Annotated in this window: 22 protein-coding genes and 1 pseudogene; 14 read left to right on the plus strand and 9 right to left on the minus strand. The window is 69.9% G+C overall.

From position 1 onward, the window contains the following. Position 1: 1 nt before the first annotated feature. Together M8H82_RS02090 and M8H82_RS02095 are read left to right on the plus strand one after the other, a co-directional pair. Complete coding sequence (locus M8H82_RS02090) at positions 2 to 1,357, plus strand: carbohydrate ABC transporter permease (protein ID WP_250070542.1); 1,356 nt, start codon at positions 2 to 4, stop codon at positions 1,355 to 1,357. Further along, the gene (locus tag M8H82_RS02095) at positions 1,354 to 2,193 is read left to right on the plus strand and encodes a carbohydrate ABC transporter permease (protein ID WP_250070543.1); all 840 of its coding nucleotides are present in this window, start codon (positions 1,354 to 1,356) and stop codon (positions 2,191 to 2,193) included. The genes M8H82_RS02090 and M8H82_RS02095 overlap by 4 nt, the downstream gene beginning before the upstream one ends. Positions 2,194 to 2,234: 41 nt before the next feature. Here the strand turns inward: M8H82_RS02095 and pgl are convergent, their stop codons facing one another. The 5 genes from pgl to tkt are packed head-to-tail and all read right to left on the minus strand — an operon-like array spanning position 2,235 to position 8,857. After that, the gene (gene pgl, locus M8H82_RS02100; protein WP_250070544.1) at positions 2,235 to 3,017 is read right to left on the minus strand and encodes a 6-phosphogluconolactonase; all 783 of its coding nucleotides are present in this window, start codon (positions 3,015 to 3,017) and stop codon (positions 2,235 to 2,237) included. After that, positions 3,014 to 4,093 (minus strand): glucose-6-phosphate dehydrogenase assembly protein OpcA, encoded by a 1,080-nt coding sequence (gene opcA / locus M8H82_RS02105; RefSeq protein WP_250070545.1) that lies wholly within the window; start codon positions 4,091 to 4,093, stop codon positions 3,014 to 3,016. Before opcA ends, pgl begins: the two co-directional genes overlap by 4 nt. Continuing rightward, complete coding sequence (zwf, locus tag M8H82_RS02110) at positions 4,090 to 5,613, minus strand: glucose-6-phosphate dehydrogenase (protein WP_250070546.1); 1,524 nt, start codon at positions 5,611 to 5,613, stop codon at positions 4,090 to 4,092. The genes opcA and zwf overlap by 4 nt, the downstream gene beginning before the upstream one ends. A 4-nt stretch (positions 5,614 to 5,617) precedes the next feature. Then, complete coding sequence (gene tal, locus M8H82_RS02115; protein ID WP_250070547.1) at positions 5,618 to 6,736, minus strand: transaldolase; 1,119 nt, start codon at positions 6,734 to 6,736, stop codon at positions 5,618 to 5,620. Between the two features lie 33 nt (positions 6,737 to 6,769). Continuing rightward, the gene (gene tkt, locus M8H82_RS02120) at positions 6,770 to 8,857 is read right to left on the minus strand and encodes a transketolase (protein ID WP_250070549.1); all 2,088 of its coding nucleotides are present in this window, start codon (positions 8,855 to 8,857) and stop codon (positions 6,770 to 6,772) included. A 340-nt stretch (positions 8,858 to 9,197) separates the two neighbouring features. On the opposite strand from tkt, the gene M8H82_RS02125 reads away from it, so the two are divergent. The 4 genes and pseudogenes from M8H82_RS02125 to M8H82_RS02145 form a co-directional block, all read left to right on the plus strand. Continuing rightward, positions 9,198 to 10,166, plus strand: coding sequence for a heme o synthase (locus tag M8H82_RS02125; RefSeq protein WP_284048354.1), 969 nt, complete (start codon positions 9,198 to 9,200; stop codon positions 10,164 to 10,166). 55 nt (positions 10,167 to 10,221) lie between these two features. Beyond that, complete coding sequence (locus M8H82_RS02130; protein WP_250070550.1) at positions 10,222 to 10,554, plus strand: hypothetical protein; 333 nt, start codon at positions 10,222 to 10,224, stop codon at positions 10,552 to 10,554. A gap of 89 nt (positions 10,555 to 10,643) precedes the next feature. Then, complete coding sequence (locus M8H82_RS02135; RefSeq protein ID WP_250070551.1) at positions 10,644 to 11,750, plus strand: amidohydrolase family protein; 1,107 nt, start codon at positions 10,644 to 10,646, stop codon at positions 11,748 to 11,750. A gap of 227 nt (positions 11,751 to 11,977) precedes the next feature. Next, positions 11,978 to 12,379: pseudogene (locus M8H82_RS02145) on the plus strand (nucleotidyltransferase); the annotation flags it as partial. Here M8H82_RS02145 and M8H82_RS02150 read toward each other — a convergent pair. The 3 genes from M8H82_RS02150 to M8H82_RS02160 all read right to left on the minus strand — a co-directional run bounded on the left by M8H82_RS02150 (position 12,334) and on the right by M8H82_RS02160 (position 15,091). After that, on the minus strand, positions 12,334 to 13,338 hold the full coding sequence (locus tag M8H82_RS02150) for a heme A synthase (protein ID WP_250070756.1): 1,005 nt from the start codon (positions 13,336 to 13,338) through the stop codon (positions 12,334 to 12,336). The pseudogene M8H82_RS02145 and the gene M8H82_RS02150 sit on opposite strands and share 46 nt — an antisense overlap. A gap of 65 nt (positions 13,339 to 13,403) precedes the next feature. After that, the gene (locus M8H82_RS02155) at positions 13,404 to 14,171 is read right to left on the minus strand and encodes an ABC transporter permease (RefSeq protein WP_250070552.1); all 768 of its coding nucleotides are present in this window, start codon (positions 14,169 to 14,171) and stop codon (positions 13,404 to 13,406) included. Next, positions 14,168 to 15,091 carry an ABC transporter ATP-binding protein gene (locus tag M8H82_RS02160; protein WP_250070553.1) on the minus strand — a complete coding sequence of 308 codons (924 nt, stop codon included), beginning with the start codon at positions 15,089 to 15,091 and terminating at the stop codon, positions 14,168 to 14,170. The genes M8H82_RS02155 and M8H82_RS02160 overlap by 4 nt, the downstream gene beginning before the upstream one ends. Positions 15,092 to 15,263: 172 nt before the next feature. On the opposite strand from M8H82_RS02160, the gene M8H82_RS02165 reads away from it, so the two are divergent. From M8H82_RS02165 to M8H82_RS02200, 8 genes are read left to right on the plus strand one after another with little or no spacing between them, the layout of a single operon-like run. Continuing rightward, positions 15,264 to 15,971, plus strand: a complete 708-nt coding sequence (locus M8H82_RS02165) for a metalloregulator ArsR/SmtB family transcription factor (RefSeq protein ID WP_250070554.1) — start codon at positions 15,264 to 15,266, stop codon at positions 15,969 to 15,971. Then, positions 15,968 to 17,389, plus strand: a complete 1,422-nt coding sequence (sufB, locus tag M8H82_RS02170; protein WP_250070555.1) for a Fe-S cluster assembly protein SufB — start codon at positions 15,968 to 15,970, stop codon at positions 17,387 to 17,389. The genes M8H82_RS02165 and sufB overlap by 4 nt, the downstream gene beginning before the upstream one ends. 60 nt (positions 17,390 to 17,449) lie before the next feature. Continuing rightward, positions 17,450 to 18,631: a Fe-S cluster assembly protein SufD gene (sufD, locus tag M8H82_RS02175; protein WP_250070557.1), complete on the plus strand. Its 1,182-nt coding sequence runs from the start codon at positions 17,450 to 17,452 to the stop codon at positions 18,629 to 18,631. Continuing rightward, positions 18,631 to 18,948: a non-heme iron oxygenase ferredoxin subunit gene (locus tag M8H82_RS02180; protein ID WP_067258562.1), complete on the plus strand. Its 318-nt coding sequence runs from the start codon at positions 18,631 to 18,633 to the stop codon at positions 18,946 to 18,948. Before sufD ends, M8H82_RS02180 begins: the two co-directional genes overlap by 1 nt. A gap of 7 nt (positions 18,949 to 18,955) precedes the next feature. After that, positions 18,956 to 19,720: a Fe-S cluster assembly ATPase SufC gene (sufC, locus tag M8H82_RS02185; protein ID WP_250070558.1), complete on the plus strand. Its 765-nt coding sequence runs from the start codon at positions 18,956 to 18,958 to the stop codon at positions 19,718 to 19,720. Then, complete coding sequence (locus tag M8H82_RS02190; RefSeq protein WP_250070560.1) at positions 19,717 to 20,973, plus strand: cysteine desulfurase; 1,257 nt, start codon at positions 19,717 to 19,719, stop codon at positions 20,971 to 20,973. The genes sufC and M8H82_RS02190 overlap by 4 nt, the downstream gene beginning before the upstream one ends. A gap of 20 nt (positions 20,974 to 20,993) precedes the next feature. Next, positions 20,994 to 21,461, plus strand: coding sequence for a Fe-S cluster assembly sulfur transfer protein SufU (gene sufU / locus M8H82_RS02195; RefSeq protein ID WP_250070561.1), 468 nt, complete (start codon positions 20,994 to 20,996; stop codon positions 21,459 to 21,461). Further along, the gene (locus tag M8H82_RS02200) at positions 21,458 to 21,790 is read left to right on the plus strand and encodes a metal-sulfur cluster assembly factor (protein ID WP_073494514.1); all 333 of its coding nucleotides are present in this window, start codon (positions 21,458 to 21,460) and stop codon (positions 21,788 to 21,790) included. The genes sufU and M8H82_RS02200 overlap by 4 nt, the downstream gene beginning before the upstream one ends. 57 nt (positions 21,791 to 21,847) lie before the next feature. Here M8H82_RS02200 and M8H82_RS02205 read toward each other — a convergent pair whose 3' ends face one another. After that, positions 21,848 to 22,006 (minus strand): hypothetical protein, encoded by a 159-nt coding sequence (locus tag M8H82_RS02205; protein ID WP_250070562.1) that lies wholly within the window; start codon positions 22,004 to 22,006, stop codon positions 21,848 to 21,850. Positions 22,007 to 22,105: the final 99 nt, after the last annotated feature.

Consider the following 22,105-nt stretch of genomic DNA (forward strand, 5'->3'; position numbering starts at 1 on the left):
CATGACCGCCACCCTCGTCAAGGAGACGAGCTCCCCGCCGCCCGCCACGCTCCCGCCACGGGCCCGGAGCCTGCGGCGGCGCGGGCGGATCATCGCCCTCCTCTTCGTCCTCCCCGCGCTGCTGCTGCTCGGCGCGCTCGTCGTCTACCCCGTGCTGTTCTCCGTCGGACGCAGCTTCTTCGACGCCTCCGGCGCCGAGTTCGTCGGCGGCGAGAACTACTCCGAGATGTTCCGCGACCCGGCCACCCTGAAGGCCGTCCGCAACTCCGCGATCTGGGTGGTGGTGGCCCCGGCCCTGCTGACCGGGCTCGGCCTGATCCTGGCCGTGCTGGTGGAGAAGGTCCGCTGGGCCACCGCGTTCAAGCTGCTGCTCTTCATGCCGATGGCGGTGTCCTTCCTCGCCGCCGGCATCATCTTCCGGCTCGCCTACGACGAGGACCCCGACAAGGGCGTCCTCAACGCCGCCGCGGTCTCCGTGCACGACGCCTTCACCGGCACCTCCGCCTACCCGACGGCCCGCGCCCGCGACGGGCAGGGCCTGACCAAGGAAGCGGACGGCTCGTACCGCACGAGCGCCTCCACCGGCGAGGCGGTGACGCTCGGCCTGGTCGGCGTCCCGCCCAAGGAACTGCCCGCGGGCGCCGAACCCGCCCATCCGGCCGCCGCCCGCCAGGCCGCCCCCGGCGACCTGAGCGGAGTCGTCTGGCTGGACTTCACCCCCGGCGGGGGAGGGGAGGAGGGCAAGGTCGACCGGCGGGAGAGCGGGCTGCCGGAGATCACCGTCGAGGCGGTGCGCGACGGACGCACGGCCGCCACGACCACCACCGCATCCGACGGCTCCTTCCGGTTCACCGGCCTGGACCGGGGCGCCTATGAACTGAGGCTGCCCGCCTCGAACTTCGCCGCGCCCTACGAAGGGATCTCCTGGCTCGGTCCGGTGCTCGTGACCCCCGCGATCATCGGGGCCTACCTGTGGATCTGGACCGGGTTCGCGATGGTGCTGATCGGCGCCGGGCTCGCCACGCTGCCGCGGGACGCGCTGGAGGCGGCACGGATGGACGGCGCCAACGAGTGGCAGATCTTCCGGCGGATCACCGTGCCGCTGCTCGCACCGGTGCTGACCGTGGTCTTCGTGACCCTGGTGATCAACGTGATGAAGGTGTTCGACCTCGTCTACATCATCGCGCCGGGGCCGGTGCAGGAGGACGCCACCGTGCTCGCCACCCAGATGTGGCTGGTGTCGTTCGGCGGCGGCAACAACCAGGGCCTCGGCAGCGCCCTCGGCGTACTCCTGCTGCTGCTCGTGGTGCCCGCCATGGTCTTCAACCTCCGCCGCTTCCGAAGGAGTCAGCGATGAACGCCGTCCGCCGGATGCTCGGCAACGGCCTGGTGCAGGCCTTCCTGGTCCTGGTCGGCCTGGTCTGGGTCACCCCGCTCGCCGGGCTGCTGCTGTCCTCGCTGAGATCGGCCGAGGACACCGCGACGGGCGGCTGGTGGACGGTGTTCACCAGCCCCGGCCAGCTGTCCTTCGACAACTACTCGGCGCTGCTGGAGAACGCGGGCATCACCCAGGCGTTCTGGAACACCGTGCTGATCTCGGTGCCGACGACCGTGCTGGTCGTGGTGCTCGCGGCGCTCGCCGGATACGCGTTCGCCTGGCTGGACTTCCCGGGCCGGGAGGCGATCTTCCTCGTCGTGGTGGCGCTGCTGGTGGTGCCGGTGCAGATCGGACTGCTGCCGGTCGCCAAACTCTTCGGCCAGCTGGGGCTGTTCGGCACGATCCCCGGCGTGGTGCTCTTCCACGTCGCCTACGGGCTGCCGTTCGCGGTGTTCCTGCTGCGGAACTACTTCGCGGAGATGCCCAAGGAGATGCTGGAGGCCGCGCGGATGGACGGCGGCGGGGAGTGGCGGATCTTCACCCGGCTCGTCCTGCCGGTCGGCCGGCCCGCGATCGCCAGCCTCGCCATCTTCCAGTTCCTGTGGGTGTGGAACGACATGCTGGTCGCCCTGCTCTTCGCGGACAGCTCGTCCCAGCCGCTCACCGTGGAACTCCAGTCCCAGATACGGCAGTTCGGCAGCAACATCGATGTGCTGGCACCGGGCGCGTTCGTCTCGCTGATCGTGCCGGTGGTCGTCTTCTTCGCCTTCCAGCGGCACTTCGTGCAGGGGGTCATGGCCGGATCGGTGAAGTAGGAGGAGCGGTGGGGGACGTGCGTCCCCCACCGCTCATCGGCCTACGCGGATGCCGGCGGGTACAGCGACCGCGGCAGCTGCCCGGCCGCCGCCGTGTCCAGCAGCCACAGGGTGCGCTGCCGGCCGTACGCGCCCGCCGCCGGGGCCTGGATCTCACCCGCGCCCGACAGGGCGATGGCCGCGGCCTGGGCCTTGTCCTCGCCGGCCGCCAGCAGCCACACCTCACGGGCCGCCCGGATCGCCGGGAGGGTGAGGGTGATCCGGGTGGGTGGGGGCTTGGGCGCGCCGTGCACGCCGACCACCGTCCGCTCGGTCTCGCGGACCGCGGGGAGTTCCGGGAACAGCGACGCCACATGCGTGTCCGGCCCGACGCCCAGCATCAGGACGTCGAACGTGGGGACCGGGCCATGGTTCTCGGGACCTGCCGCGCGGGCCAGTTCGGCGGCGTAGGCAGCCGCCGCGGCGTCCGGGTCGGCGCCGTACGGGCCGTCCGAGGCGGGCATGGCGTGCACCCGCTCGGGGGCCAGGGGCACCGAGTCCAGCAGGGCCTTGCGGGCCTGCGTGACATTGCGCTCCGGGTCCCCCTCGGGGAGGAACCGCTCGTCGCCCCACCACAGGTCCAGGCGCCCCCAGTCGATCGCGTCCCGGGCCGGGGCCGCCGCCAGTGCGGCCAGCACGCCGTTGCCGTTGCGGCCACCGGTGAGGACCACCGACGCGGAGCCCCGGGAGGTCTGGGCGTCCACGATCTTCGTGATCAGCCGGGCCGCCGCGGCCTGCGCCATCAGCTCCTTGTCGTGGTGCACGACCAGCTGCGGGGTGCTCACTTCGCCGCCGCCTTCTTGGTCGGAGCCTTCTTGGCCGGAGCCTGCTTCGCCGGTGCCTTCTTCGCGGCCTTCTTGGCGGGGGCTTTCGCGGCCTCCTCCACGGGAGTCTCCACCGCGACCGGCCCCTCCTCGGCCACCGGCTCCGCGGCGGACGCGTTCAGCCGCTCCACCCCGAACTTCAGCGCCGAGGCGTAGGTGTCGTCCGGGTCGAGCCGCCGCAGCTCCTCCGCGATCAGCTCGGCCGTGTCCCGCCGCTTCAGCGCCACGGCACGGTCCGGCTGGCCCTCGATGGAGAGCGTCGCCAGCGAGCCGTCCGCCCGGTCCAGCACGATCGGACCGCAGTCGGTGACCATCCGTACCGCCGTCAGACCGGGGCCCGCCGACAGCGACCGCTTCACGGGGACATCGAGCCGGTCCGCGAGCCACATCGCCAGCAGCTCGCAGCTCGGGTTGAACTCCTCGCCCTCCACCTCGACGCCCTTGACCTCGCACACGACCTGGTCCAGGGCCGCGGCCAGCATCGAGCGCCAGGGCGTGATGCGGGTCCACGACAGGTCCGTGTCGCCGGGGGTGTAGGCGCCGGCCCGGGCCTCCAGGTCCCGTACCGGCTGCTCGGAGGCGTAGGTGTCGGTCACCCGGCGCTGGGCCAGGGCGCCCAGCGGGTCGCTGGCCGGGTCCAGCGGCGCGTTCACCGGCCACCAGACCACCACCGGCGCGTCCGGCAGCAGCAGCGGCAGGACCACCGACTGGGCGTGGGCGACGACATCGCCGTACAGCCGCAGCACGATCGTCTCGCCGGTGCCCGCGTCCGCGCCCACCCGCACCTCGGCGTCCAGCCGGGACTTCGTGCGGTCCCGGGGCGAACGCGAGACGCGCTTGATGACCACGAGCGTGCGCGAGGGATGCTCGCGCGAGGCGTCGTTGGCGGCCTTGAGCGCGTCGTACGCGTTCTCCTCGTCCGTCACGATGACCAGCGTCAGCACCATGCCCACGGCAGGCGTGCCGATGGCCCGGCGGCTCTGGACGAGGGCCTTGTTTATCTTGCTGGAGGTGGTGTCCGTGAGATCTGTCTTCATGGCCGGCGCCAGCTCCGTCCGTCTCGCTCGAGCATCTCGTCCGCCTCGACGGGCCCCCAGGTACCGGCCGCGTACTGGGCCGGGGTGCCGTTCTTGTCCCAGTACTGCTCGATCGGGTCGAGGATCTTCCAGGACAGCTCGACCTCCTCCGTGCGCGGGAAGAGGTTGGAGTCGCCGAGCAGGACGTCCAGGATGAGGCGCTCGTACGCCTCCGGGCTGGACTCCGTGAAGGACTCGCCGTAGGCGAAGTCCATGGACACGTCCCGGATCTCCATGGAGGTGCCGGGCACCTTGGAGCCAAAGCGGACCGTGACGCCCTCGTCGGGCTGGACCCGGATCACGATCGCGTTCTTGCCGAGCTCCTCCGTCGCCGTGTGGTCGAAGGGGGAGTGCGGCGCCCGCTGGAAGACCACCGCGATCTCGGTGACCCGGCGGCCGAGGCGCTTTCCGGTGCGCAGGTAGAAGGGGACGCCCGCCCAGCGGCGGTTGTCGACCTCCAGCTTGATCGCGGCGTAGGTGTCGGTCTTCGACTTGGCGTCGATGCCCTCCTCCTGGAGGTAGCCGACCGCCTTGGCGCCGCCCTGCCAGCCGGCCGCGTACTGCGCGAACACGGTGTCCCGGCCCAGGTCCTTCGGCAGCCGTACGGCACCGAGCACCTTGGTCTTCTCGGCGGCCAGCGCGTCCGCGTCGAAGGAGGCGGGCTCCTCCATGGCCGTCAGGGCCATCAGCTGGAGCAGGTGGTTCTGGATGACGTCACGGGCGGCGCCGATGCCGTCGTAGTAGCCCGCCCGGCCGCCGATGCCGATGTCCTCGGCCATCGTGATCTGCACATGGTCCACGAAGGACCGGTTCCAGATCGGCTCGAACATCGTGTTGGCGAAGCGCAGCGCCAGGATGTTCTGGACGGTCTCCTTGCCCAGGTAGTGGTCGATGCGGAAGACCTGGTCCGGGGCGAAGACCTCGTGCACGACCTTGTTGAGCTCCTCGGCCGACTTCAGGTCGTGGCCGAAGGGCTTCTCGATGACCGCGCGGCGCCAGGAGCCGCCCGTCTGGTCGGCGAGACCGTGCTTCTTCAGCTGCTGGATGACCACAGGGAAGGAGCGCGGCGGCACCGACAGGTAGAAGGCGAAGTTGCCGCCCGTGCCCTGCTGCTTGTCCAGCTCCTGGATGGTGTCGCGCAGCCGCTCGAAGGCGTCGTCGTCGTCGAAGGTGCCCTGGACGAACCGCATGCCCTGGATGAGCTGGTGCCAGACCTCCTCCCGGAAGGGGGTCCGGGCGTGCTCCTTGACCGCGTCGTGGACCTCCTGGGCGAAGTCCTCGTTCTGCCACTCGCGCCGGGCGAAGCCGACCAGCGAGAACCCCGGCGGCAGCAGACCCCGGTTCGCGAGGTCGTACACGGCGGGCATGAGCTTCTTTCGTGACAAATCGCCCGTGACGCCGAAGATGACCAGGCCCGACGGCCCCGCGATACGCGGGAGCCGTCGGTCTGCGGGGTCACGCAGCGGGTTGCTGCTCGACAAGATGTCAGCCCTCCGAGGGGGCGAGGCGCTGAAGCTCCGCCTCGGTCGACTTCAGCAGGTCGTTCCAGGACGCCTCGAACTTCTCGACGCCCTCGTCCTCCAGCAGCTGCACCACCTCGTCGTACGAGATCCCGAGCTTCTCGACGGCGTCGAGTTCGGCGCGGGCCTGCTCGTAGGTGCCGGCGACGGCGTTGCCGCGGATCTGGCCGCCCTCCTCGGTGGCCTGCAGCGTGGCCTCCGGCATGGTGTTCACCGTGTTCGGCGCGACCAGCTCGTCGACGTACAGGGTCGCCTTGTAGGCCGGGTCCTTCACACCGGTGGAGGCCCACAGCGGACGCTGCTTGTTGGCGCCCGCCTTCTCCAGCGCCAGCCAGCGGTCCGAGGAGAAGACCTCCTCGTACGCCTGGTAGGCAAGCCGGGCGTTGGCGACGCCGGCCTTGCCGCGGGCGGCCTTGGCCTCGTCGGTGCCGAGCGCGTCCAGCCGCTTGTCGATCTCGGTGTCCACGCGGGACACGAAGAAGGACGCCACCGAGTGGATCTTGGAGAGGTCGAGACCCTTCTCCTTGGCCTGCTCCAGGCCCGACAGGTAGGCGTCCATGACCTGGCGGTAACGCTCCAGCGAGAAGATCAGCGTGACGTTGACGCTGATGCCGAGGCCGATGACCTCGGTGATGGCCGGCAGGCCGCCCATCGTGGCCGGAATCTTGATCAGCGTGTTGGGCCGGTCCACCAGCCAGGCCAGCTGCTTGGCCTCGGCGACCGTCGGCTTGGTGTGGTGGGCCAGCCGCGGGTCGACCTCGATCGACACACGGCCGTCCTGGCCGTCGGTGGCGTCGAAGACCGGGCGCAGGATGTCGGCGGCGTCGCGGACGTCCGCCGTGGTGATCATGCGGACGGCCTCTTCGACGGTCACCTTGCGGGCGGCGAGGTCCGACAGCTGCTGGTCGTAGCCGTCGCCCTGCGAGATGGCCTTCTGGAAGATGGACGGGTTGGTGGTGACGCCCACGACGTGCTGCTGGTCGATCAGCTCGGCGAGGTTGCCGGACGTGATCCGCTTGCGCGACAGGTCGTCCAGCCAGATCGCGACGCCCTCCTCGGAGAGGCGCTTGAGTGCGTCTGTCATGGAATTACATCTCCTACGTGTCGTATGTGAGCGTCAGCGCTGGGCGGCGGCGAGGGATTCCCGCGCCTTCGCGGCCACGTTCTCCGCAGTGAAGCCGTACTCCTCGAAAAGGACCTTGCCGTCGGCCGAAGCACCGAAGTGCTCCAGGGAAACGATCCGACCGGCGTCCCCGACGTACTTGTGCCAGGTGAGCCCGATGCCGGCCTCGACCGCGACACGCGCCCTGACCGCGGGGGGCAGAACGCTGTCCCGGTACCCCTGGTCCTGCTCCTCGAACCACTCCACGGACGGCATCGACACGACCCGCGTCGGCACCCCGTCGGCCTCCAGCCGCTCGCGCGCCCCGACGGCCACGTGCACCTCGGAACCGGTGGCGATCAGGATCACCTCGGGCGTCCCCGTCGAGGCCTCGAACAGGACGTAACCGCCCTTGGCGGCGTCCTCGTTGGGCTCGTACGTCGGCACGCCCTGGCGGGTCAGCGCCAGTCCGTGCGGGGCACCCTTGCCGAAGACCTTCGTGTAGCGCTTGAGGATCTCCCGCCAGGCGATGGCGGTCTCGTTGGCGTCGGCCGGGCGGACCACGTTCAGGCCCGGGATGGCGCGCAGCGAGGCCAGGTGCTCGACCGGCTGGTGGGTGGGGCCGTCCTCGCCGAGGCCGATCGAGTCGTGCGTCCACACGTACGTCACCGGCAGGTGCATCAGGGCCGACAGACGCACGGCGTTGCGCATGTAGTCGGAGAACACCAGGAAGGTGCCGCCGTAGACGCGCGTGTTGCCGTGCAGCGTGATGCCGTTCATCTCCGCGGCCATGGAGTGCTCGCGGATGCCGAAGTGGATCGTGCGCCCGTACGGGTTCGCCTCCGGCAGCGGGTTGTCCGCCGGGAGGAACGACGACGTCTTGTCGATCGTCGTGTTGTTGGAGCCGGCCAGGTCGGCCGAGCCGCCCCACAGCTCCGGGAGCACCGGGCCGAGCGCCTGGAGGATCTTGCCGGACGCGGCGCGGGTGGCGACGCCCTTGCCGGGCTCGAACACCGGGATCGCCGACTCCCAGCCCTCGGGCAGCTCGCCCTTGCTGATGCGGTCGAACTGCGCCGCGCGCTCCGGGTTGTTGTTGCGCCACTCCTGGAAGGACTTCTCCCACTCCGCCTTGGCCTGACGGCCGCGCTCCAGCGCCTGGCGGGTGTGGTCGATCACCTCGTCGGCGACCTCGAAGCTCTGCTCGGGGTCGAAGCCGAGGACGCGCTTGGTGGCCGCGACCTCGTCGTCGCCGAGCGCCGAGCCGTGCGCGGCCTCGGTGTTCTGGGCGTTCGGGGCCGGCCAGGCGATGATCGAGCGCATCGCGATGAACGACGGCCGGTCGGTGACGGCCTTCGCCTCCTGGAGGGCGGCGTAGAGCGCGGCCGGGTCGAGGTCGCCGTTGGCCTGCGGCTCGACGCGCTGCACATGCCAGCCGTAGGCCTCGTAGCGCTTGACGGTGTCCTCGGAGACGGCCGTCTCGGTGTCGCCCTCGATCGAGATGTGGTTGTCGTCCCACAGCAGGATCAGGTTGCCGAGCCGCTGGTGGCCGGCGAGGGAGGACGCCTCGGCGGAGATGCCCTCCTGGAGGCAGCCGTCACCGGCGATGCAGTAGATGTAGTGGTCGAACGGCGACTCGCCCGCGGGAGCCTCCGGGTCGAACAGACCGCGCTCGTAGCGGGCGGCCATCGCCATGCCCACCGCGTTGGCGACACCCTGGCCGAGCGGGCCGGTCGTGGTCTCCACGCCCGTGGTGTGGCCGTACTCCGGGTGACCGGGGGTCTTCGAGCCCCACGTCCTGAAGGACTTCAGATCGTCCAGCTCCAGGCCGAAGCCGGCCAGGTACAGCTGGGTGTAGAGGGTCAGGGACGAATGGCCCGCGGACAGCACGAAGCGGTCCCGGGCGACCCAGTCGGCGTCCGCCGGGTCATGCCGCATCACCTTCTGGAAGAGGGTGTACGCGGCGGGCGCAAGGCTCATCGCCGTACCGGGATGGCCGTTGCCGACCTTCTGTACGGCGTCGGCGGCCAGGACGCGGGCGGTGTCCACGGCCCGCTGGTCCAGTTCGGTCCACTCGAGGTCTGTGGTGGTCGGCTTGGTGCTCACCCTGGGTCAGGGCTCCTCTCCACATGTCACGCATGTCGAATTGCCGGTGCACGGGGCGCCCCGGCCGTTGTCGAGCCTACCCCCGTATGTACGTGCGTTTTTTCGAGTCATTACAGACTGCCGGGACTCGTCGGTATCCGCCTCCCGACTGGTCCGTACCGCGTTCGGCAAGTGAATACGAAGCCGCTCGAACGAGTGCTCAATGGAGTGCCGACCGGCTCTTCCGGCGGAGCGTGCCAACACGAGGCCACCCCCGCGAATGCCGGGGTCTGGGCAACGTCTACAGTGGCGTGGTACGCGCGAGCCTTTACCGGGACTTCACACCGGGAGGCTTGCTGGGATGTCTCTGTCAGGGGTGTGCGTGACGGCCGTTGAATCCCGTCCAGCGGGGATTATCGGGACGAGCCAGAGCCCGAGCCGGCGGCCGATCGGGGCCCGGGTCAAGGCGTTCGTGGCGCTGACCAAGCCGCGGATCATCGAGCTGCTGCTGATCACCACCGTTCCGGTGATGTTCCTGGCGGAGCAGGGCGTGCCCGATCTCGGCCTCGTCCTGCTCACCTGCCTCGGCGGCTATCTCTCCGCGGGCGGCGCGAACGCGCTCAACATGTACATCGACCGCGACATCGACGCGCTGATGGACCGCACCTCGCAGCGCCCCCTGGTCACCGGCATGGTCAGCCCGCGCGAGTGCCTGGCCTTCGGCATCACCCTGGCGGTCGTCTCCACGCTGCTGTTCGGCCTGACCGTCAACTGGCTGAGCGCCTGGCTCGCCCTCGGCGCGCTCCTCTTCTACGTCGTCGTCTACACGATGATCCTCAAGCGCCGCACCTCGCAGAACATCGTGTGGGGCGGCATCGCGGGCTGCATGCCGGTGCTGATCGGCTGGTCCGCGGTCACCAACACCCTGTCCTGGGCGCCGGTCATCCTGTTCCTCGTCATGTTCTTCTGGACGCCGCCGCACTACTGGCCGCTGTCGATGAAGGTGCGCGAGGACTACGCGCGCGTGGGCGTACCGATGCTCCCGGTCGTCGCCTCCAACAAGACCGTCGCCAAGCAGATCGTGCTCTACAGCTGGGTCATGGTCGCCGTCTCGCTGCTGCTGACCCCGCTCGGCTACACGGGCTGGTTCTACACGCTGGTCGCCCTGGTGGCGGGCGGCTGGTGGCTGTGGGAGGCGCACGCCCTGCAGAACCGGGCGAAGGCCGAGGTGACGGGCGCGAAGCTGAAGGAGATGCGGCTGTTCCACTGGTCCATCACCTATGTCTCGCTGCTGTTCGTGGCCGTCGCGGTGGACCCCTTCCTGAGGTAAGGGTCACTCCGCCCCGGGATCGCCCTTTGATTTACCCGTCGGTAGCATCCTGGCCATGGCAGACACGCAAGCGGTTGACGCGAAGGCCGAGCGCCGGGCGGCCAAGCTGGCCCGGCAGATCGGCGCCTTCTCCAAGGCACACGGCGGCGCCGAGGGCCAGGTGGCCTATCTCGGCGAGCGCGGTGCCCGGATCGTCCTCGTCGGCGAGGACGGCTCCTGGGGCGACCTGGTGGCCCCGACGTATGCCATCGCCGAACAGGCGGTGCGGCAGGCGGGCATCACTGTTCACGAGGAATTCGACGGCGAGTTCGCAGCGAAGGTGAAGACGGGGCCGTACGAATGGTCCCGGATGGCCGGAATCCAGGTCGGCGGCCCGAAGAACGGCTGAGGCATTCCGGCCGGCTGAGGAATCCCGGCCGCACCCCCGGCACCGGTTCACCCGTTAAGCCCCGTAAAGGCGAGCACGGGGAGTCCGGGATGATCGAAACGCCGTCCCTGGTGGACCAGTACTGCCACGGAGTGCTCCGCACCGAGCTGGGCCTCGGCACCTTCGAGGCCCGACTCGCCCGTACCGAGGGCCCGCCCGCCCCCGGCACGACCCTCTTCGACACGCAGACCGGTTTCGCCGTACGGCGCTGGTGCCCCCCGCTGCTCGGCCTGGAACCGCACTGCCCGCCCGCCCGCTACCTCGCCCGGCGCCGTGAACTCGGCGTCCTGGAGGCGGGCCGGCGACTGCTGCGCGGCAGCGGCATCACCACGTACCTGGTCGACACCGGAGTCCCCGGCGACCTCACCGGACCCGACGAACTGGCCAGCACCGGGGATGCGCGGGCGCACGAGATCGTGCGCCTGGAACTCCTCGCGGAGCAGGTCGCCGACACCTCGGGAACCGTCGAGTCCTTCCTGGCCAACCTCGCCGAATCGGTGCACGGCGCCGCCGCGCACGCGGTCGCGTTCACCTCGGTCGCGGGCGTACGGCACGGACTCGCGCTGGCGCCGGAGCCGCCGGGGCCCGGCGAGGTGCGCGGCGCGGCGGGCCGCTGGCTGGCCGGGCGCCGGGTGGGCGGCGAGGTGACCGACCCGGTGCTGCTGCGGCACCTGCTGTGGAGCGCGGTGGCCTCGGGGCTGCCGCTCCAGCTGCACGCGGGACTGGGCGAGCCGGGCGTGCGCATCGACCGGACGGATCCGGTGCTGCTCACGGACTTCGTGCGCGCCACGGCGGGCCTCGGCACGGACCTGGTCCTGCTGCACGGCTACCCCTACCACCGCCACGCCGCCCACCTGGCCGGCGTCTTCCCCCATGTCTACGCCGACTCGGGCGCCGCCCTGGTCCGCACCGGCGCCCGCGCGGCGACGGTCCTCGCGGAGATCCTGGAACTCGCCCCCTTCGGCAAGATCCTCTTCTCCAGCGGCGGCCAGGAACTCCCGGAACTCCATGTCGTGGGCGCCCGCCTCTTCCGCGAGGCCCTGGCGCGGGTCCTCGGCACGTGGGTCGCGGACGACGCCTGGTCCCTGGCGGACGCCCAGCGCGTGGCGGGCCTGATCGCGGCGGGGAACGCCCGGCGGGTGTACGGGCTGGACTGAGCTGTCCAGACTGGGCGGATGCAGACCGAGAAGCTCAGCCGGGCGTGCAGGAGCGCGATCCCCCACAGGACGCTCGGCGATACAGAGGCGGGCAATACCGCGATCAGGTCCAGATCACTGCAGTCCTGCTGTTAGTCGCCCACGGCGGGGGAGCCGTGGGCCCAGACGGCCACGGGGTCCACAGCCGCCAGGGCACGGACGAACCGGTCGAGCAGCGGACGACCCGGGACCGCGCCCACCTGACCTGGGCGCACCAGGAGCTCTTCAAGCGGCCGGTCACCCCGGTGACCCGGCGGGAACTGCACGCCTTCGGGCGGGTGCTGCACGGGCGCGCGCCCGAGGCACCGCTCACGCCGGTGCCGTACCGCGAGCTCGGTGACACTTCATGCTGCGCGAGAGGCGGGAGTACTGGCGGTCCAGGGTCGGCAGGGCGTCGGCTGATCTCCAAGCGCGACGCCCTGGCGCTGCTGCCGGGGCTCGGGGCGCCCGTCGAGGTCGTCGAGGACATCCGCGGGCGCCGCTACGACAACCCCGCACCGCCCACCGAGGAGTGGACGGCGCGCAGGGCCGCGCTGACGCGGGACTACCTCGGTCCGGCCATCGACGCGCTGACCGCGTCGGGCTGCTGAGCGGGCAGTTCGGGCAGTGCCGTCTCCGGGCGCTCCCGCAGCGACAGCAGGACCCGGAGGGTCGCGATCCACACCAGGCAGGAGCCGAACATGTGGAGGCCGACCAGGACCTCGGGCAGGTCCGTGAAGTACTGGACGTAGCCGACGGCACCCTGGGCCAGCAGGATCAGGAACAGGTCCCGGGTGCGGGCCAACGGGCCCTTGGGCGCGTCGACCGCCTTGAGAACGAACCACAGGGCGAAGGTCAGGGTCACCACGATCCAGGCCAGGACCGCGTGCAGCTTGCTCACGCTCTCCCAGTCCAGCGGCATCCGCTCGACCTCGCTGGAGTCGCCCGCGTGCGGCCCCGCACCGGTCACGACCGTGCCGACCGCGATCAGCAGCACGCTCGCCGCGACCAGGACCCAGACCAGCTGCTGCACCGCCTTGCCCACCAGCGGACGCGGTTCGGTGTCGCCCTCCCGGGTGCGCTGCCACATCACCGTGGCGACCGCGATCAGCGCCGAGGACAGCAGGAAGTGCGCGGCGACCGTGTACGGGTTCAGGCCGACGAGCACGACGATCCCGCCGAGGATGGCGTTGCCCATCACCACCCAGAACTGCGTCCAGCCCAGCCGGGTCAGGCCGCGCCGGTACGGCTTCGCGGAGCGGGCGGCGATGATCGCCCAGCCGACGGCGGCGCACAGCACGTACGTCAGCAGGCGGTTGCCGAACTCGATGTAGCCGTGGATGCCCATCTCGGCGGTGTTGTTGATCGAGTCCTCGGTGCACTTCGGCCAGGTGGGGCAGCCGAGCCCGGATCCGGTCAGCCGCACCGCACCGCCGGTGACCACGATGACCACCGACATGACGAGTGCGGCCAGCGCCGCCCGCTGAACCGTCCTCGGCTCGGGGGTCCAGCGTGCGGCGATGAAGGCGAGCGGGTTGCGCACGGCCGCGAGGGCGTCGGCGCGGGTCAGATTCGGCACGCGACCTATCGTAGGCCCGGGCTTGTGCACGCTTTCACGAGGGTCCCGGGACCGGCTCACTCCCAGCGGAAGAACTTCCCCGCCGCGGCCAGCCCGGCCACCGCCCACACCGCGAGGATCCCCAGGTCGGCCCAGGGCATCCCGGACCCGTGCCGCAGCACGTCCCGCAGCCCGTCCGACAGCGCAGCGATCGGCAGCAGCCCGAGCACGTCCTGCGCCGCCTCCGGGAACCTGTCCAGCGGCACGACGACCCCGCCGCACATGAGCAGCAGCAGGAAGACCAGGTTGGCGGCGGCGAGCGTGGCCTCCGCTTTGAGCGTGCCCGCCATCAGCAGGCCCAGGCCGGAGAAGGCGGCCGTGCCCAGGATCAGCAGGAGCACCACGGCCACCGGACTGCCCTGCGGGTCCCAGCCGAGCGCGAAGGCGATCACCGTCACCAGGAGCACCTGGAGGACCTCGGTGACCAGCACCGACAGCGTCTTCGCCGTCATCAGGCCCCAACGCGGGAGCGGGGAGGCGGCCAGCCGCTTCAGGACGCCGTAGCGCCGCTCGAAGCCGGTGGCGATGGCCTGGCCGGTGAACGCGGTCGACATCACCGCGAGCGCGAGGATGCCGGGGGCGAGGAAGCCCACGGCCTCGCCCTCGCCGGTGTCGACGATGTCGACCGTGGAGAACAGCACCAGCAGCAGGGTCGGGATGATCACGGTGAGCAGCAGCTGCTCGCCGTTGCGCAGGAGCATCCTCGTCTCCAGCGCGGCCTGCGCCATGATCATGCGGGGGAGCGGGGCGGCTCCGGGCCTCGGCGTGTACGTACCGGCGGTCATGAGCGCAGTTCCTTGCCTGTGAGCTCCAGGAAGACGTCTTCCAGGGTGTGCCGCTCCACCGAGATCCGGTCCGGCATCACCCCGTGCTGGGCGCACCAGGAGGTGACCGTCGCGAGCAGTTGCGGGTCGACCTTCCCGGCCACCCGGTACGAGCCCGGGGTCAGCTCGGCGGCCGTGCAGTCGGCGGGGAGCGCCTTGAGCAGGGAGTGGACGTCCAGGCCTGGGCGGCCGGAGAAGCGGAGGGTGTTCTCGGCGCCGCCGCGGCACAGCTGCTCGGGGGAGCCCTGGGCGATGACCCGGCCGGCGTCGATGATGGCCACGTCGTCGGCGAGCTGCTCGGCCTCGTCCATGTAGTGGGTGGTGAGGATGACGGAGACGCCGTCGGCGCGCAGATCGCGCACCAGGTCCCAGGCCGAGCGGCGGGCCTGCGGATCGAGCCCCGCGGTCGGCTCGTCCAGGAACACCAGCTCGGGGCGGCCCACGACGGCCATGGCGAGCGCGAGCCGCTGCTGCTGGCCGCCGGAGAGCCGCCGGTAGGTGGTCCGGCCGCAGCTGCCGAGGCCGAGCCGCTCGATGAGGGTGTCCACGTCGAGGGGGTGTGCGTGCAGCCTGGCCACGTGGCGGAGCATCTCGTCGGCCCGGGCGCCCGAGTACACGCCTCCGGACTGGAGCATGACGCCGATCCGCGGGCGGAGTCCGGCGGACTCCCGTACCGGGTCGAGGCCCAGCACCCGCACCGTCCCGGAGTCCGGTTCGCGGTACCCCTCGCAGGTCTCGACCGTGGTCGTCTTGCCCGCGCCGTTGGGCCCCAGTACGGCGGTCACGCCCGCCCGGGCCACCAGGTCGAGGCCGTCCACCGCGGTCTTCTTGCCGTACCGCTTCACCAGGGCCCGGACCTGGACCACGGGGTCAGTTCGCATGGCTCAAGAGTCTAGGTAGCCGCCCGGCCGCCCGGGCCGCCGGGTGCGGATCCGCCGGGGCGGAAAGATCGTTTTCCCAGGTCACCTTAGGTATACCTAAGTGACGCAGGGCACCGTCCACGGGTTCGAGCGCCGCTTGCCGGAGTCTGAGGAATTACGCAACAATGGCGTTGTGAAAAACGTCGGCGAGGCCCACGAGGAGCTCGCGACCGGTGAGCGGTCCACCCGCAACCGGGTCGCGCGGTCCATCCTGGATCACGGCCCGTCGACCGTCGCCGAGCTGGCCGCCCGGCTGGGGCTCACCCAGGCAGCCGTACGACGGCATCTGGACGCCCTGGTCGTCGACGACGTCGTCGAAGCGCGCGAGCAGCGGGTGTACGGCGCCCGGACCCGGGGCCGCCCCGCCAAGGTCTTCGCGCTCACCGACTGCGGACGCGACGCCTTCGACCAGTCCTACGACAAGCTCGCCGCGGACGCCCTGCGCTTCATGCAGGAGCGGTTCGGCGGGGACGAGGTCGTCGTCGCCTTCGCCCGCGCGAGGATCGCCGAGCAGGCGGCCGCGTACCGCGAGGCCATCGAGGCCGCCGCCCCCGAGGAGCGGACCGAAGCCCTGGCCAGGGCCCTGAGCGCGGACGGGTACGCTGCTACCGCGCGTAGCGCCCCGGTCGGCGAACAGCTGTGCCAGCACCACTGCCCCGTCGCCCATGTCGCGGAAAAGTTCCCGCAGCTCTGCGAGGCGGAGACCGAGATCTTCTCCCAGCTGCTCGGCACCCACGTCCAGCGACTGGCGACCATCGCGCACGGCGACGGCGTCTGCACGACGTTCATCCCCAAGATTTCCAACGCATCTGCAAGCACGGCCGGGAGGAACCCCGCATGACTCTCCCCACGGAGACTGCCCACCCTGAGCTCGAGGGCCTGGGCACCTACGAATACGGCTGGGCCGACTCCGACGTGGCCGGCGCCTCTGCGAAGCGCGGTCTGAGCGAGGACGTGGTCAAGGACATCTCCGCGAAGAAGTCCGAGCCGGAGTGGATGACCAAGCTCCGTCTCAAGGGTCTGCGTCTGTTCGACAAGAAGCCCATGCCGAACTGGGGCTCGGACCTGTCGGGGATCGACTTCGACAACATCAAGTACTTCGTGCGCTCCACGGAGAAGCAGGCGGAGTCCTGGGAGGACCTGCCCGAGGACATCAAGAACACCTACGACAAGCTGGGCATCCCGGAGGCCGAGAAGCAGCGCCTCGTCGCCGGTGTCGCCGCCCAGTACGAGTCCGAGGTCGTCTACCACCAGATCCGCGAGGACCTGGAGGAGCAGGGCGTCATCTTCCTCGACACCGACACGGCCCTGAAGCAGCACCCGGAGCTCTTCAAGGAGTACTTCGGGACCGTCATCCCGGTCGGTGACAACAAGTTCGCCTCCCTGAACACGGCCGTGTGGTCGGGCGGCTCCTTCATCTACGTGCCGCCGGGCGTGCACGTCGAGATCCCGCTCCAGGCCTACTTCCGCATCAACACGGAGAACATGGGCCAGTTCGAGCGGACCCTGATCATCGTCGACGAGGGTGCCTACGTGCACTACGTCGAGGGCTGCACCGCCCCGATCTACAAGTCGGACTCGCTGCACTCCGCGGTCGTCGAGATCATCGTCAAGAAGAACGCCCGCTGCCGGTACACGACCATCCAGAACTGGTCGAACAACGTCTACAACCTGGTCACCAAGCGCGCCGTGGCGTACGAGGGCGCGACCATGGAGTGGATCGACGGCAACATCGGCTCCAAGGTGACGATGAAGTACCCGGCCGTCTACCTGATGGGCGAGCACGCCAAGGGCGAGACCCTGTCCATCGCCTTCGCCGGCGAGGGCCAGCACCAGGACGCCGGCTCCAAGATGGTCCACATGGCGCCGAACACCTCCTCCAACATCGTCTCCAAGTCGGTGGCGCGCGGCGGCGGCCGTACCTCCTACCGCGGTCTGGTGGAGATCGGCGAGGGCGCCCACGGCTCCAAGTCGAACGTGCTGTGCGACGCGCTGCTCGTCGACACCATCTCCCGCTCGGACACGTACCCCTACGTGGACGTCCGCGAGGACGACGTGTCCATGGGCCACGAGGCGACCGTCTCCAAGGTCTCCGAGGACCAGCTCTTCTACCTGATGAGCCGCGGTCTGAGCGAGTTCGAGGCGATGGCGATGATCGTGCGCGGCTTCGTCGAGCCGATCGCCAAGGAGCTGCCCATGGAGTACGCCCTCGAGCTCAACCGGCTGATCGAGCTGCAGATGGAAGGCGCGGTCGGTTAAGACCCGCCCCCGATCAGCAGTTAGCGAATTCTGACGTAGGAAGAGAGCAGACCGACAGCCATGGCTGAGGCTCAGAACATCCCCGTGGGGTCCACCACCGCGGGCCAGATCGCGGTGGCCGCCGAGTCGACCGTCGCCACGCGCATGAGCGCGCCCCCGTCCTTCGACGTGGCGGACTTCCCGGTGCCCCACGGCCGTGAGGAGGAGTGGCGGTTCACCCCGCTGGAGCGCCTGCGCGGCCTGCACGACGGCACCGCCACCGCCACCGGCGACGGCGTGAAGGTCACCGTCGAGGCGCCCGAGGGTGTCGTCGTCGAGACCGTCGGCCGCGACGACGCGCGGCTCGGCCGGGCGGGCACCCCCGTGGACCGCATCGCGGCCCAGGCGTACTCCGCCTTCGAGAAGGCCTCGGTCGTGACCGTGCCGAAGGAGACCGTGCTCACCGAGCCGATCCGCATCGCGGTGCACGGCGAGGGCGGCACCGCCTTCGCCCACCAGGTCATCGAGCTGGGCGCCTTCGCCGAGGCCGTGGTGGTCATCGACCACACCGGTGACGCGGTGCTCGCCGCCAACGTCGACTACCTCCTGGGCGACGGCGCCAAGCTCACCGTCGTCTGCGTCCAGGACTGGGACGACAAGGCCGTGCACGTCGCTCAGCACAACGCCCTGATCGGGCGGGACGCGAGCTTCAAGTCGGTCGTGGTGACCTTCGGCGGCGACCTCGTACGGCTGCACCCGCGCGTCACCTACGCGGGCCCCGGCGGCGAGGCCGAGCTGCTCGGGCTGTACTTCACCGACGCCGGCCAGCACCAGGAGCACCGCCTGCTGGTCGACCACAACACCCCGCACTGCAAGTCGAACGTCGTCTACAAGGGCGCGCTCCAGGGCGAGGCGGCGCACGCGGTCTGGATCGGTGACGTGCTCATCGAGGCCAAGGCCGAGGGCACCGACACCTACGAGATGAACCGGAACCTGGTCCTCACCGACGGCGCCCGCGTCGACTCGGTGCCGAACCTGGAGATCGAGACCGGCGAGATCGTCGGCGCCGGACACGCCTCCGCCACCGGCCGCTTCGACGACGAGCAGCTCTTCTACCTGATGGCCCGCGGCATCCCGGAGCACGACGCCCGCCGCCTCGTGGTCCGCGGCTTCTTCGCCGAGCTGGTCCAGCAGATCGGTGTCGACGACATCGAGGAGCGGCTCCTCGTGAAGATCGACGAGGAGCTGGAGGCCACGGTCTGATGGCTTTCGTACGCGCCTGTGGGCTGAGCGAGCTGGAGGAGGACACCCCGAAGCGGGTGGAACTCGACGGCACGCCGGTCTCGGTCGTCCGTACCGAGGGGGAGGTGTTCGCCATCCACGACATCTGCTCCCACGCGAACGTCTCGCTCTCCGAGGGCGAGGTGGAGGACTGCCAGATCGAGTGCTGGCTGCACGGCTCCGCGTTCGACCTCCGCACCGGCAAGCCGTCCGGCCTTCCCGCGACGCGCCCCGTCCCCGTATACCCCGTAAAGATCGAAGGGGACGACGTGCTCGTCTCCCTCACCCAGGAGTCCTGAGGCACCCATGGCTACGCTTGAAATCCGAGACCTGCACGTCACCGTCGAGGTCGAGAACGGCACGAAGGAAATCCTCAAGGGTGTCGACCTCACCGTGAAGCAGGGCGAGACGCACGCCATCATGGGCCCCAACGGCTCGGGCAAGTCGACCCTCGCCTACTCGCTCGCCGGTCACCCCAAGTACACGATCACCGGCGGCACCGTCACCCTCGACGGCGAGGACGTCCTGGAGATGTCCGTCGACGAGCGCGCCCGCGCCGGCCTGTTCCTCGCCATGCAGTACCCGGTCGAGGTTCCCGGTGTGTCCGTGTCGAACTTCCTCCGCACCTCCGCCACCGCCATCCGCGGCGAGGCCCCCAAGCTGCGCACCTGGGTGAAGGAGGTCAAGGAGGCCATGGAGCGCCTCAACATGGACCCCGCCTTCGCCGAGCGCAACGTCAACGAGGGCTTCTCCGGCGGTGAGAAGAAGCGCCACGAGATTCTCCAGCTGGAGCTGCTCAGGCCGAAGGTCGCCATCCTCGACGAGACCGACTCCGGCCTCGACGTCGACGCCCTGCGCGTCGTCTCCGAGGGCGTCAACCGGGTCCGCGAGACCGGCGAGGTCGGCACCCTGCTGATCACGCACTACACGCGCATCCTGCGCTACATCAAGCCCGACTACGTCCACGTCTTCTCCGCGGGCCGCATCGTCGAGTCCGGCGGCGCCGAGCTCGCCGACAAGCTGGAGAACGAGGGCTACGAGGTATACACGAAGGGCGGGGCATCAGCGTGACGCAGCTGCCGGGCCTCCTCGACACCGAGGCGATCCGCAAGGACTTCCCGATCCTGGACCGCATGGTCCACGACGACCGGAAGCTCGTGTACCTGGACAACGCGGCGACCTCGCAGAAGCCGCGCCAGGTGCTGGACGCCCTGAGCGAGTACTACGAGCGCTACAACGCCAACGTCCACCGCGGTGTGCATGTGCTCGCCGAGGAGGCCACGGCGCTGTACGAGGGCGCGCGCGACAAGGTCGCCGAGTTCATCAACGCGCCCAGCCGCAACGAGGTGATCTTCACCAAGAACGCCTCGGAGTCGCTGAACCTCGTGGCGAACATGCTGGGCTGGGCCGACGAGCCCTACCGCGTGGACGCCGAGACCGAGATCGTCATCACGGAGATGGAGCACCACTCCAACATCGTGCCGTGGCAGCTGCTCGCGCAGCGCACGGGCGCGAAGCTGAAGTGGTTCGGCCTGACCGACGACGGCCGGCTCGACCTGTCCAACATCGACGAGATCATCACCGAGAAGACGAAGATCGTCTCCTTCGTGCTGGTCTCCAACATCCTGGGCACGGTCAACCCGGTCGAGACGATCATCCGGCGCGCCCAGGAGGTCGGTGCCCTCGTCTGCATCGACGCCTCCCAGGCCGCCCCGCACATGCCGCTGGACGTGCAGGCCCTCCAGGCCGACTTCGTGGCCTTCACCGGCCACAAGATGTGCGGCCCGACCGGCATCGGTGTCCTGTGGGGCCGCCAGGAGCTGCTGGAGGACCTGCCTCCGTTCCTCGGCGGCGGCGAGATGATCGAGACGGTGTCGATGCACTCGTCGACGTACGCTCCCGCCCCGCACAAGTTCGAGGCGGGCACCCCGCCGATCGCGCAGGCGGTCGGCATGGGCGCGGCCATCGACTACCTGAACTCGATCGGCATGGACAAGATCCTCGCCCACGAGCACGCGCTCACCGAGTACGCGGTGCGGCGCCTTCAGGAGGTCCCCGACCTCAGGATCATCGGCCCCACCACGGCCGAGGACCGGGGCGCGGCGATCTCCTTCACGCTCGGGGACATCCACCCGCACGACGTGGGCCAGGTGCTGGACGAGCAGGGCATCGCGGTCCGGGTGGGCCACCACTGCGCCCGTCCGGTCTGCCTGCGGTACGGAATTCCTGCGACCACGCGAGCGTCGTTCTATCTGTACTCCTCGCCGGCCGAGATCGACGCTCTGGTGGACGGCCTGGAGCACGTGCGGAACTTCTTCGGCTGAGGGACGGGACGAGCGATCGCATGAAGCTGGACTCGATGTACCAGGAAGTCATCCTGGACCACTACAAGAACCCGCACGGGCGTGGTCTGAGGGATGGCGATGCCGAGGTGCACCACGTCAACCCGACGTGCGGCGACGAGATCACCCTGCGCGTGAAGTACGACGGCACGAGGGTCGAGGACGTCTCGTACGAGGGTCAGGGCTGCTCGATCAGCCAGGCCTCGGCCTCGGTGCTGAACGACCTGCTGGTCGGCAAGGACCTCTCCGACGCGCAGAAGATCCAGGAGACCTTCCTGGAGCTGATGCAGTCGAAGGGGAAGATCGAGCCCGATGACGCGATGGAGGAGGTCCTGGAGGACGCGGTCGCGTTCGCGGGCGTCTCCAAGTACCCGGCGCGGGTCAAGTGCGCTCTCCTGAGCTGGATGGCGTGGAAGGACGCAACGGCCCAGGCCCTGGGCGGAGCCGACGCGGAAAGGAAGACGGCATGAGCGAGACCGTTGAGATGAAGCCGGCCTCGGAGGAAGAAGTCCGCGAGGCGCTGTACGACGTCGTCGACCCCGAGCTGGGGATCGACGTGGTCAACCTCGGCCTGATCTACGGCATCCACATCGACGACGCGAACATCGCGACGATCGACATGACCCTGACCTCGGCGGCCTGTCCGCTGACGGATGTCATCGAGGACCAGGCCAAGTCCGCCACGGACGGCCTCGTCAACGAGCTGCGCATCAACTGGGTCTGGATGCCGCCGTGGGGCCCGGACAAGATCACGGACGACGGCCGCGAGCAGCTTCGGGCGCTCGGGTTCAACGTCTGAGACCGGTTGGACGAACCTGCGAAGGGGCCCGGCAGTGCGCCGGGCCCCTTCGTGTTGTCAGCGGCGGCGCTTCACCGCGTTGGTGAAGATCCGAAAGGCGGCCACGCGCTGACTTCCTCGCAAGCCCCGGAGCGTGGCCAGGTGACCGACGAGAAGTGCGAGTGTCATGGCCAGCGGCACGCTGACGATGAGCAGGAATTCGTGGAGGAAGAACATGTGACTGAGCCTCTCTGCGGGTGGCGGGCTGGTTGCGATCGCGTGCTGCCCACGGAACCCGAACGGGCGGTAGATAACCACCTTCCATATGCCGTAGAA

This window comes from Streptomyces sp. YS415 (genome assembly GCF_023544665.1).
Classification (GTDB): domain Bacteria; phylum Actinomycetota; class Actinomycetes; order Streptomycetales; family Streptomycetaceae; genus Streptomyces.

Excerpts from the sequence above, each read along its gene's own strand:
- M8H82_RS02205 (WP_250070562.1), bottom strand. The coding sequence starts at position 22,006 with ATGTTCTTCCTCCACGAATTCCTGCTCATCGTCAGCGTGCCGCTGGCC.
- sufB (WP_250070555.1), top strand. The coding sequence starts at position 15,968 with ATGACTCTCCCCACGGAGACTGCCCACCCTGAGCTCGAGGGCCTGGGC.
- M8H82_RS02135 (WP_250070551.1), top strand. The coding sequence starts at position 10,644 with ATGATCGAAACGCCGTCCCTGGTGGACCAGTACTGCCACGGAGTGCTC.
- M8H82_RS02155 (WP_250070552.1), bottom strand. The coding sequence starts at position 14,171 with ATGACCGCCGGTACGTACACGCCGAGGCCCGGAGCCGCCCCGCTCCCC.
- M8H82_RS02090 (WP_250070542.1), top strand. The coding sequence starts at position 2 with ATGACCGCCACCCTCGTCAAGGAGACGAGCTCCCCGCCGCCCGCCACG.
- M8H82_RS02130 (WP_250070550.1), top strand. The coding sequence starts at position 10,222 with ATGGCAGACACGCAAGCGGTTGACGCGAAGGCCGAGCGCCGGGCGGCC.
- opcA (WP_250070545.1), bottom strand. The coding sequence starts at position 4,093 with ATGAAGACAGATCTCACGGACACCACCTCCAGCAAGATAAACAAGGCC.
- tal (WP_250070547.1), bottom strand. The coding sequence starts at position 6,736 with ATGACAGACGCACTCAAGCGCCTCTCCGAGGAGGGCGTCGCGATCTGG.
- M8H82_RS02200 (WP_073494514.1), top strand. The coding sequence starts at position 21,458 with ATGAGCGAGACCGTTGAGATGAAGCCGGCCTCGGAGGAAGAAGTCCGC.
- sufU (WP_250070561.1), top strand. The coding sequence starts at position 20,994 with ATGAAGCTGGACTCGATGTACCAGGAAGTCATCCTGGACCACTACAAG.
- sufD (WP_250070557.1), top strand. The coding sequence starts at position 17,450 with ATGGCTGAGGCTCAGAACATCCCCGTGGGGTCCACCACCGCGGGCCAG.
- M8H82_RS02180 (WP_067258562.1), top strand. The coding sequence starts at position 18,631 with ATGGCTTTCGTACGCGCCTGTGGGCTGAGCGAGCTGGAGGAGGACACC.
- M8H82_RS02160 (WP_250070553.1), bottom strand. The coding sequence starts at position 15,091 with ATGCGAACTGACCCCGTGGTCCAGGTCCGGGCCCTGGTGAAGCGGTAC.
- M8H82_RS02095 (WP_250070543.1), top strand. The coding sequence starts at position 1,354 with ATGAACGCCGTCCGCCGGATGCTCGGCAACGGCCTGGTGCAGGCCTTC.
- M8H82_RS02125 (WP_284048354.1), top strand. The coding sequence starts at position 9,198 with ATGTCTCTGTCAGGGGTGTGCGTGACGGCCGTTGAATCCCGTCCAGCG.
- sufC (WP_250070558.1), top strand. The coding sequence starts at position 18,956 with ATGGCTACGCTTGAAATCCGAGACCTGCACGTCACCGTCGAGGTCGAG.